This is a genomic window from Paenibacillus sp. FSL R5-0470 (assembly GCF_037975205.1).
Lineage (GTDB): Bacteria > Bacillota > Bacilli > Paenibacillales > Paenibacillaceae > Paenibacillus_AQ.
The window spans coordinates 2,035,018-2,047,041 of the sequence record NZ_CP150238.1; the positions used below are offsets into that span (position 1 = coordinate 2,035,018).

At 43.8% G+C, this 12,024-nt stretch carries 6 protein-coding genes; 5 read left to right on the forward strand and 1 reads right to left on the reverse strand.

Annotated elements, in window-relative coordinates; all coding sequences use genetic code 11:
- The first annotated feature begins 90 nt into the window (after positions 1-90).
- From MKY99_RS08755 to MKY99_RS08765, 3 genes are all read left to right on the forward strand, one after another.
- Complete coding sequence (locus MKY99_RS08755; RefSeq protein ID WP_339269931.1) at positions 91-7,812, forward strand: Ig-like domain-containing protein; 7,722 nt, start codon at positions 91-93, stop codon at positions 7,810-7,812.
- A 179-nt stretch (positions 7,813-7,991) separates the two neighbouring features.
- Entirely contained in the window at positions 7,992-8,483 is a 492-nt protein-coding gene (locus MKY99_RS08760; protein ID WP_042186445.1) for an RNA polymerase sigma factor, read from the forward strand.
- Positions 8,480-9,481: an anti sigma factor C-terminal domain-containing protein gene (locus MKY99_RS08765; protein ID WP_339269933.1), complete on the forward strand. Its 1,002-nt coding sequence runs from the start codon at positions 8,480-8,482 to the stop codon at positions 9,479-9,481. The genes MKY99_RS08760 and MKY99_RS08765 overlap by 4 nt, the downstream gene beginning before the upstream one ends.
- 157 nt (positions 9,482-9,638) lie before the next feature.
- Here the strand turns inward: MKY99_RS08765 and MKY99_RS08770 are convergent, their stop codons facing one another.
- Positions 9,639-9,983 (reverse strand): helix-turn-helix domain-containing protein, encoded by a 345-nt coding sequence (locus MKY99_RS08770; protein WP_042186450.1) that lies wholly within the window; start codon positions 9,981-9,983, stop codon positions 9,639-9,641.
- A gap of 174 nt (positions 9,984-10,157) precedes the next feature.
- Between MKY99_RS08770 and MKY99_RS08775 the strand changes: the two genes are divergently transcribed.
- Both MKY99_RS08775 and MKY99_RS08780 read left to right on the forward strand, forming a co-directional pair.
- Complete coding sequence (locus MKY99_RS08775; RefSeq protein ID WP_042186453.1) at positions 10,158-11,090, forward strand: aldo/keto reductase family protein; 933 nt, start codon at positions 10,158-10,160, stop codon at positions 11,088-11,090.
- A gap of 30 nt (positions 11,091-11,120) precedes the next feature.
- Complete coding sequence (locus MKY99_RS08780; protein WP_076283337.1) at positions 11,121-11,969, forward strand: NAD(P)-dependent oxidoreductase; 849 nt, start codon at positions 11,121-11,123, stop codon at positions 11,967-11,969.
- The last annotated feature ends 55 nt before the right edge of the window (positions 11,970-12,024 follow it).

Consider the following 12,024-nt stretch of genomic DNA (forward strand, 5'->3'; position numbering starts at 1 on the left):
CCGACAATTTGTGAGAATTTGGTGAGTTGTGGTTGATATGATTTTCCTAAACATGGGAGTAACAAAATACATAGGAAAGAAGTTGAGAGTGTGCTTCGATTAGTCAGGTCCAAGAAGGCAATCAGCATTCTGTTAGTTGTATTACTGGTCAACATAAGCTCGTCCCTATTTATTAGGGAAGGAGGGCGTGTATATGCGGCTGAAGATAGCTCAGTTCAGGTATTCAATAAAGCGTACATTACTAGCTTTTCTAATGGCACCGTTGATGTTGTAAATCTGTTAGATTTGACGGTGGAGAAGGCGAAGATTAAAGTGGGAAGGACACCCAATAGTGCTGCTATAAATCCGGATAAAACACAGGTATTTGTAACGAACCGGTTAGATAATACCGTTTCAGTTATTGACCCGACAACGGATAGCGTTAGCAAAACACTTGCAGTTGGGAAGGATCCAAATGGGGTTGCCTTTAATCGGGATGGGAGCAAAGCCTATGTGGCAAATAAATTTGATGGTACACTTTCGGTTATTAATACGAGAACACTTGAGGTCGTTAATGTAATAACAGCGCCAGGTGAGCCAATTGCAATGGTTATAATTGGAGATATGCTTTATGTAACAAGGCATAAAGCGGGTATGGTTTCTGTAGTAGATATGCTAAGCGATTCAGTAATTTCGGAGATTCCTGTAGGGCAGCGTCCATTTGGACTTTCAGTAAATGCCGCAGGCACCAAGATTTATGTAGCTAATATGGGACCTGAACAACAACCTGGATCAGTGTCTATTATCGATACGGCAACCGGGGTTAAAGAAGCCGATGTAACGCTTGGTAAGGAAACCTCTGCAACAGAAGTGAGTCCAGATGGCAGTAAAGTGTATGCCGTAAATACATATGACAATACGTTGTCGGTGATCAATACGGCCACTCTTGAAGTGGAATCCACAATTTCTGTTGGTGGTAATCCATACGTTATTGGTATTTCCAAAGATGGTCTTCAAGCGTACACAGTTAATTATACTTCGGATAATATGAGCGTAATTGATACAACTACGAACTCAGTTATTAAGACGATACCACTCAGCCCAGGACCTTTTATGGTAGGTACCTTCATGGTTCCTGTAGCTGTAGCTGTTAATACAGACCCCGGGAATAGTGGTGGTCCAGAGGATAAAGATGCGCCGATAGTATCGACATATGCCCCTGAGAAAAATGCGCAGAATGTAAAGGTCGACTCAGACCTTACGTTGACCTTTAATGAAGGTGTAAAGGCCGTTTCGGGTAAAAATATATCGATTTGGAAACCACAAGTTACTTCTAACGCCAGTGGTTCCGAATATCCGGAGGTGCTTGCAAACTCAACCAAAATAGAGACGATCGCCGCTGATGATACAAGTAAAGTGACGATTTCGAACAATGTTGTAAAGATCAACCCAGCTGCTGACCTAGATTATAAAACGAATTATTTCGTGAAGATCGACCCGGCAGCGTTTAAGGATTCAGCAGGTAATCTCTATGAGGGATTGAATGGAGAGATAGAGATTCTTGATGGCCAAGTCCATGTGCCGGATGGCTTCACGGGTGCTGAGGTATGGGATTTCAAAACAGGCGCCGGTAATGATACCACTGTACCTATAGCAACAGAGTTCTCTCCTGCGAAGAAAGAATTGAATGTAGCAACAGATGCTAATTTGACTCTAACTTTTAGTGAAAACGTACGAGCGGGCAGGGGGAAATTTATAAGGATTATGGTACCGGGAACAATGTTCTCGGATGGATCATCTAACAATTATACTGAGGCAGTCGAGTTCGAACGGATTTCCACGAGTGATACTACAAAAGTGACGATTTCAGGCAATAAAGTTACGATCAATCCAGCAAAAAACATGGCAAATAATAAATATTATTATGTAACCATGGATAGTGGAGCTTTCCAAGATACCTTCAATAATGATTATGTTGGGATTGCCACTTCGGTACAGTATATTAATAATGTACTAATGGAGATGGGCACAGCTCCGTGGTATTTCAAAACCGGAGCCCCAGCTGATCTAGTCGCGCCAACGGTATTGGGATTGACTCCTGCGAATGATGCCAAGGATGTTCCGGTGAATACCAACCTCGTATTGGCGTTCAGTGAAAATGTCAAGGTGACTGGTAAAACGATCAAGATTCTTAACAAGGCAGACGACAGTGTTATAGAGACGATAACAGCGAGTGATGCTACGAAAGTTACGGTATCTGGAAGCAAAATAACGATTAAGCCTGCTACAGATTTGGCGTATGGTACTGGGTACTACGTGCAGATTGAAGCTGGAGCCGTTCAAGATATCGCAGGTAATAGCTATGCGGGTATTAGTGACAAGACGAAATGGAACTTCACAACCGTTGCGCCAGATGAAACTGCTCCAATAGTGACCTCACTGGCACCCGCTATTAATGCAACAAAAGTACCTCTGAACACGGAACTCACTGTCACGTTCAGCGAGAAAGTGAAGGCAGTAGCGGGAGAAGAAAAATATATCAGAATCATGTCGCCGGGTAGTGCTTCTTATTCTGAGAATTTTTATGAATCTCAACCCCCTGAAGAGGTAGAATTGATTGCTATTGATGATACTAATAAAGTAACAATCACAGGCAACGTAGTAACGATCAAACAGACCAAATTGGATTATGGTCGAGAATACTATGTAACCATTGATCAAGGTGCTTTGGTAGATTTAGCAGGAAACAGTTACGAAGGACTATACGGTTTTGTGGAATATAGATATTTCTCAGGGTCACCTGCGGTAGGTAAGGAAGTAGCAGAAAATACATGGGTCTTTGAAATGGTAGCCAAACCGGATACCGCACTACCAACTGTAACGACACTATCGCCTGCTGATGAGGCAACAAATGTTGGGGTGGACTCCAGTTTGAAGCTTACATTTAGTAAAGATGTACAAGGAGTAGCGGGCAAAAAGGTAGTACTCAAAAAAGAGCTAGATAACAGCGTGATTTATACATTCGATATGGGCGATATAACCCGTGTTAGCGTATCGGGCAAAACAGTGACGATCAATCCTTATTTGATGCTGTCAGATCATGACGGAAAATATATGGACTATAATACGAAATATTATGTACAGGTTGATGCCGGAGCAATAAAGGATGCGAAAGGTAACGCTTTTGCAGGAATTACGGATAAGACCACTTGGAACTTCACGACAGGATTAGCTCCAGTAAAGACGGATCTTACAGCTACAGCTTATTCGCCAGTAAAAGGGGCTACGAATGTAGCAGCGGATACAAATTTGAAGCTGACATTCAGCTCAGCTGTTCAAGATGTGTGGGGTAAAAAAATTGAAATTCGCAAGAAATCTGATGATAGTGTTGTCTACAGCTTCGAAACAGGTGCTATGGGCGTCAATGTATTGGGTAACACCGTAACGTTTAATCCAATGATTGTAACGCCTGGTAACGGTGTGAAAGTGGGTTATTTACAACCAAGTACAGAATATTATGTCCTTGTTGCGGCTGGAGCGTTTAAGGATGCTGCGGGTAACAAGTACGCTGGAATTACGGATAAAGCAACTTGGACGTTTACGACTGAACCAGATACGGATGGGGACGGTATTCCAGATAGCTTAGATCCATTCCCAACCGACCCGACGAAGCCAGGTAACGGTGGCGAACTGGATACAGACGGAGATGGTATTCCAGATAGCCTAGATCCAGATGATGATAACGACGGTCTGACAGATGAGCAGGAAATCGTGCTCGGAACAGATCCGAAGAAGGCAGATACGGATGGCGATGGAATTAACGATAAGGATGATCCATTCCCGACGGATGCAACGAAACCGGGAAAAGTTGGTGTTGAGCTGGATACAGACGGAGACGGCATTCCAGATAGTCTAGATCCAGATGATGATAACGATGGTCTGACGGATGAACAAGAAAACGTACTTGGAACGAATCCGAAGCACCCCGATAGCGATCATGATGGAATCAACGATAAGGATGATCCGTTCCCATTGGATGCGACGAAGCCAGGTAACGGTGGCGAACTGGATACAGACGGCGATGGTATTCCGGACAGCCTAGATCCAGATGATGATAACGACGGTCTGACAGATGAGCAGGAAATCGTGCTCGGAACAGATCCGAAGAAGGCAGATACGGATGGCGATGGAATCAACGATAAGGATGATCCATTCCCGACGGATGCAACGAAACCGGGAAAAGTCGGTGATGAGCTGGATACAGATGGAGACGGCATTCCAGATAGTCTAGATCCAGATGATGATAATGATGGCCTGAGCGATGAACAGGAACTCATTAACGGAACTAATCCGAAGCATCCAGATACAGATCATGACGGAATCAATGATAAGGAAGATCCGTTCCCAACCGATCCGACAAAGCCAGGTAACGGTGGTGGTGAGCTGGATACAGACGGAGATGGTATTCCAGATAGTCTAGATCCAGATGATGATAACGATGGCCTGACGGATGAACAGGAAATCGTGCTCGGAACAGATCCGAAGAAGGCAGATACAGACGGCGATGGAATCAACGATAAGGAAGATCCATTCCCGACGGATGCAACGAAACCGGGAAAAGCCGGTGATGAGTTGGATACGGATGGAGACGGCATTCCAGATAGTCTAGATCCAGATGATGATAATGATGGCCTGAGCGATGAACAGGAACTCATTAACGGAACTAATCCGAAGCATCCAGATACAGATCATGACGGAATCAATGATAAGGAAGATCCGTTCCCAACCGATCCGACAAAGCCAGGTAACGGTGGTGGTGAGCTGGATACAGACGGAGATGGTATTCCAGATAGTCTAGATCCAGATGATGATAACGATGGCCTGACGGATGAACAGGAAATCGTGCTCGGAACAGATCCGAAGAAGGCAGATACAGACGGCGATGGAATCAACGATAAGGAAGATCCATTCCCGACGGATGCAACGAAACCGGGAAAAGCCGGTGATGAGTTGGATACGGATGGAGACGGCATTCCAGATAGTCTAGATCCAGATGATGATAATGATGGCCTGAGCGATGAACAGGAACTCATTAACGGAACTAATCCGAAGCATCCAGATACAGATCATGACGGAATCAATGATAAGGATGATCCATTCCCAACCGACCCGACGAAGCCAGGTAACGGTGGCGAACTGGATACAGACGGAGATGGTATTCCAGATAGCCTAGATCCAGATGATGATAACGATGGTCTGACCGATGAGCAGGAAATCGTGCTCGGCACAGATCCTAAGAAGGCAGATACGGATGGCGATGGAATCAACGATAAGGATGATCCATTCCCGACGGATGCAACGAAACCGGGAAAAGTCGGTGATGAGCTGGATACAGACGGAGATGGTATTCCGGACAGTCTAGATCCAGATGATGATAATGATGGCCTGAGCGATGAACAGGAACTCATTAACGGAACTAATCCGAAGCATCCAGATACAGATCATGACGGAATCAATGATAAGGATGATCCATTCCCAACCGACCCGACGAAGCCAGGTAACGGTGGCGAACTGGATACAGACGGAGATGGTATTCCAGATAGCCTAGATCCAGATGATGATAACGATGGTATTCCGGATACAGAAGAACTCATTAACGGCACCAATCCGAAGCATCCCGATACAGATCACGATGGAATCAATGATAAGGATGATCCGTTCCCAACGGATGCCACGAAGCCATCCTTAAGTAATCTAATAAATGATTACAATAAGTTGGATATTATCTATGGTGCAGGGGATCATGCGAAGCATGTGACCGAAACGTTATATTTGACTGAAAAAGGTTCTTCAGGAAAAACATCAATCACTTGGGAATCAAGTAAACCGGATGTCGTTAGTGCAACGGGTAAAGTAGTTCAGCCTGGACCTGATGAAAGGGATATCGAAGTCACTTTAACTGCAACGATTCTTGACAAAGAGACTGGTGAAAAGCGTACAAAGACATTTAAAGTGACCATTGTCAGAATGTCAGATGAGGATGCTGTTAGAGATGCTGCTAAAGCATTAGGGGTAGATAAGGCTTTTAAATTCTCGGATGGAGATACATGGGAGTCAGTTACAAATGAATTCTTGTTGCTTGGTAAAGGAAAACATGGAACGAAGATTACATGGACCTCGACCAATATCGATGTTCTTAAGCTATCCAGCAAAGATGGTGAGGAACATGGTACCGTGAACAGACCTGAAGTTGGTGATAAGAATGTAATTGTTACCGCTACGATCTCTAAGGGTACCGCCAACATCACAAAGAGTTTCCTTCTGGTTGTTACTAACAAGAGCATAGTGAAGGAAAAAGAAAATACACGCCAAGAGAGTGGAAGAACGGCTGATGTAAAGGCAAACGCAAATGACACGATTCACACGGAGAGTCTGAACATACTCAGAACAACGCTCAGCAATCAGGTTAAGATTGATACTGTTATCGTTGATCCGTCAAAAGTGGAAAGTCTGACGAATTCTTTTAATCCTCAGGATGAAGATATTAATAACCGGACGCTAACTGTTGAGATTAAGCAGCAAGCAGATGATAAGGCAGATGAGATTGCCGTAGAGATTCCGGCTGCAGCGGTTTCGGCACTGGCTGACAGAAATGCGGGTATGAATATCTTTACCGATGAAGGTTCTGTAAAGTTGAGTCAGGAAGCTTTAAAAGACGCAGCAGCTAAGGGGACAGATCTTTATTTCCGAATTGTACCGATTAAGAACGCACAAGAGGATAGTGAGGCTAAAAAAGCAGCGAATACTGACTCTAAGGTTACTTTAGCCGCTGCTGGGAATCAGATTAACTTACTGGGTCTGCCAAGAAAGATTGAAACAAACTTTGCTGGATTTACCACAAAGGTTGTTCTCCCATTAAGTGGAATTACTATTCCAACTGAGAATAGACAAGCTTTCCTAGACGCTTTAAAGGTGTTCATCGAACATACGGATGGCACGACAGAGTTGGTATCAGGAACTATTCAATATGAGAACGGCGTAGCAAAAGGGATCCAATTTGAGATTTCGAAGTTCAGTCGTTTTCAAATCGTGAGTTTCTCCGCTCAGCCGAATAAAGAGAATAATTCGGAAGGAACGAACACTTCCGGTGGCACTACAATCACTAATCTTACTAAAAATAGTGGCACGGACAAGGAACAACCTAACAATCCAAATGTAGTCCATGAATCGCATAAAGGATATATTTTAGGCTATGCGGATGGCAGCTTCAACCCGGAACGAATGATTACCCGTGCAGAAATGGCAACGATTTTGGCACGGTTATGGGGTAAGAATGAAGCACAAGTTTCCTTATCTTATAAAGATGTAGATACAACTTATTGGGCTTTGCAGTCTATTAGTATAGTTACAGCACAAGGATTAATGAAGGGGTATGAAGATGGCAGCTTTAAGCCGAATCAGCTAATTACTCGTGCAGAAATGGCTATCATTGTAGAGCGCTTGCTGGATAATGCACAAAGTGGGACCAGCAGCTTTAAAGACATTAATAGTGGACATTGGGCAAAAAATGCGATTGATGGGGCCAAAGCAGCTGGTATTATCAACGGATATTTGGATGGAACATTCCGTCCGAATCAGACATTAACTCGTGCAGAAGCCGTTGTGATGATTAACAGACTTTTGGGCAGAGGACCATTGCATGGAGCACAGCAGAAGTGGAAAGACGTCAGCGATAAACACTGGGCGTACGGACACATTCAGGAAGCTAGTATGAACCATTCCTTTGAGAGACAGCAAATTGGTGGAGAGCAATACATTCCTGAGGTAAAATAAATGAATCTTTTATAAGTGAATAAATATTTTTTTTAAAGAGAACCCCTTACGCTATACGGTATCTATATACTGTTAGCGGTAAGGGGATTTTTTTGCGAAACTTTTCTTTTATAAGTTTTTTCTACTATCAGCTAACATTTCGAGAACTTAACCGTTATACATACGAAGGGAGGTGCAGGATGAAGCCCGGGCAGCTACATCAGATACTTCAACCGAAAATGTTAGAAATTCAAAAATACTTGATTCGTCTCGGGGCACCTGCAGCCGATGCTGAAGATATTGTACAGGATACGGTGTATAAGGCGCTTTTGTATATCGATTCCATTGATGAGAACAAATTCAGTGCATGGCTATATAAAGTGGCGATTAATCGTTATTATGATCTGTGCCGCCGCAGCAAGCGGATAGTCATTCCTATTGATTATGTGGATGTGCCAGATATGGAACTGCCGGAGGATCATGTGCTGTTAAAAGAGAAACGAGAGGACATCGAACGTGTACTAGATGAGCTTCTTCCTCTCCACAAACAGCTCATTATTATGAAGTACGAGCTGGAGCTGTCCTATCAGGAGATAGCTGAGCTCCTTGGGATCACAACGGATACGGTCAAATCGGCATTGTTTCGTGCCCGCAAGCAATTTCAAAAAAAATACAGAGGTGAAGCGGAATGACGGCTCCATGGGAACAAAAGGATGATCAAAACCTTTCAAAAATAATTAAGAAAGCAAAACGAAAAACAATGATCCGTAATACGGTCATTTCTCTGATCGTGACCATTATTGTATTGCTTAGCGGCATGCTCGGTATCACTCAACTGACAAGCTGGTTAGCGATGCGTGGGCTGGATGAGGAGAGGATTATGATGGAAATTAGCAGTCCTAATCTTCATGAACTGAGAACTGAGCTGGATTTAGGCTTTTTATCGGGCAAAGTTGAACTGAGTACGTACAAGGTTGTTGAGGGTGTACCTGTCGTGTGGGATACTAAAAAGCTGGAATTCAGTATGAGCAGCCGCTTTTCTCTGCTTAATAGGGGGTACTCTAGTATTAATGTTCCTGATCCAATAATGACTAGCCAAAATTATGAATATTACCGAGGATATAACAGACAAAATGGACAGCGGGAAATGATGTTCTATGTACCTGGGGTGAATTATAACGGAAAGGTGTTGAATGACCTACCTGCACTTGAACAAATGGAACCTGGTAAGCTGGTAGAAATGGCAGTTTCATTTGATAAAAGCTATACACAAGCAGAAGTAGAGAAGATGCTGCCAACAGAGCTGACACAGAAGTGGTATTGGGTAGATACGTATGACAATAAAAAGAAGCTTGAGTTTATTACGAATGACAGCAGCCCGAATAAATATGCATTACCGGAATCAGCGAGACAAGTATACGGTTACGGTGTCAATTGGGAAGGCTTATTTAAACCGAAACCAGAGGGTTTTTTACAATCACTAGCATATGGGCTTCAGAAAGAGGGCAAGTATTACGGAGAATTTGAGCGAATCTCGAACTATTTGAAAAAGGATAAAGCGGCACCGGATGCCAGTGACGTACAGCTATTGGGAGTTGTTGTTACAGGAACTGCTAAGGAGCTGCAGAGCCTTAGAGGAAAACCGTATGTAAATACGGCAGTACTCGGCGCGGTTGTGGATAAATATTAAGCTTATAGTAAAAATACTGAAGAGGTTGTCCCATAAGTGTTCAACAGAGCAGCGATTCTCCTGTTATTGGAGGATCGCTGCTCTGCGTTGCCCAAGCATTCTGAGTCCATCATAACTAATTACTCTCTAGCGCACAACGCAACCTACCCTACCAAACCTACGTCCATTTGGCCGACCATAGTTTCATTTCCTTCAAAATTTGATGCAAATCCTCACCTTTTGGAGTTAAAGAATATTCCACTGTTACCGGTACGGTAGGAAAAACATGGCGTTCTAGCACACCGTGTTCCTCTAAATGGCGTAGAGTACTAGTCAAAGCACGAGGGCTGACATTAGTGATTTTTCGTTGAAGTGCTCCAAAGCGTTGGGTACCGTCGAATAACTCTCTTAGTACGAGAAAAGCCCATTTTCCGCCCAATACCTCAAGTGTTTTTTCTACATTACATTCAATAGTAAGTGGGGTTTTAGGGATATAATTATTGCTAGATTTAGCTGTTGTCAAAGAATCTCCTCCTGTTTTGGTGCCACTATACTCTTGTATAGTAACTACTCTAGAGATCATATAGTAAACTAAATTTCACTTCTTCCTATTATATACAAACTATTCTAGAATGAATATGTGCGTTAGGCAACCTGCCGAAATCATAACACGGAACTATGGAAAGGAGCAGTTATTATGAAATATCGTAGATTAGGTGGAACAGGCCTAAAAGTTAGCGAGATTAGTCTGGGAAGCTGGCTGACATACGGAGGATATGTAGAAAGAGATAATGCTGTTAAAGCCATTGAAACCGCTTACGACCTAGGCGTGAATTTTTTTGATACGGCAAATGTTTACGAAAAGGGTGCTGCTGAGAAGGTGCTAGGCGAGACCTTGCGGAACTATCCGAGAGAATCCTATGTGCTGGCCACTAAAGTGTTTGGCGAAATGGGGACGGGGCCTAACGATCGTGGTCTATCCCGCAAGCATATTACGGAACAATGTCACGCAAGCTTGCAGCGTCTCGGCGTAGAATACGTGGATATTATGTATTGCCATCGTTTCGATACGGAAACTCCAATTGAAGAGACCTTACGTGCGCTGGATGATCTGGTTCGTCAAGGCAAGGTATATTATGTCGGTGTAAGTGAGTGGACTGCGGCGCAAATGACAGATGCGCTAGCTGTAGCAGACCGCTATTTACTGGATCATATCGTGGTTAACCAACCGATTTATAATATGTTCGAACGTTATATTGAGAAAGAAATTATTCCGCTCGGCGAGCGACGTGGCATTGGACAGGTTGTTTTTTCTCCACTGGCTCAAGGGCTGTTAACAGGAAAGTATAACGCGGACATCCCTGAAGATAGCCGTGCGGCTAAGCTGGATCGGTTGAAAAAGGCGATTACAGAAGAGAAGATTGAAAAGGTTCGCCAACTAAGCGGGGTAGCTGCGGAGTTGAATATTTCTGTGGGAAATCTGGCTTTGGCTTGGATTCTGCGTCAGCCTAATGTAGCAAGTGCGCTAGTGGGTGCCAGTCGTCCGCAGCAGGTCGAAGAGAATGTTAAGGCTTCGGGAATAGAGCTTTCCGAGGATATGCTTAAGAAAATTGAAGAGATTCTTAACTAGAGATAGATTCATAAAAAAGGAGATATGATCATGGCGAAAGTAGTTGTTACTGGCGGAAGCGGGATGCTCGGCAGATGGGTGGTCCGGCATTTTGTTGAGCAAGGGTATGAGGTTGTGAATGTGGATACGCAAAAATCTCCAGATTCCTTGTGCCAAACGATCATTGCTGATTTGAATAATTTAGGTGAAGTGTACGGCGTACTTGCAGGCGCTGATGCAGTTGTGCATCTGGCTGCGATCCCGGCCGCAAATATAAAGACGAGTGAAGTCACCTTTCAAAATAATGTAGTATCCACCTATAACATTCTGGAGGCTGCTGCTGGACTAGGCATTCGCAAAGCAGTTATTGCTTCCAGTGAATCCTCTTATGGCATCTGTTTTGCGGTTAACCCGTTGGGACCCCAGTATGTACCGATGGATGAAGATCATCCACAACTTCCTGAAGACAGCTACGGTCTATCTAAAGTTGTGAATGAAAAGACAGCAGAGATGTTCCAGCGCAGAACGGGTATACAAGTCGTTTCCCTAAGAATCGGAAATGTCATTGACCCATCGACGTATGAACGTTTCCCTTCCTTCATTCATGATCCCGCGCAGCGTGATCGGATTCTGTGGAGTTATATTGATACACGGGATGTAGCGACAGCTTGCCAATTGGCGATTGAAACGGACGGATTGGGCGCAGTTGCTCTTAATATATGCGCAGATGAGACCAGTATGGCTGTTCCTAGCAGAGAGTTAATGGCCGCACGTTATCCAGAGGTGACGGATTTCCGCCAGCCGCTGGAAGGCCATGAGTCGTTACTCAGCAATGCGAAGGCGAAGAAGCTGCTGAATTGGCAGCCCAAGCACTTATGGCGAGATTACGTTAATGAATAAATGACGAGCCAGGTTTACTTTTACTATAAATGAGAGTTCAAAAAGTACGGTTTTT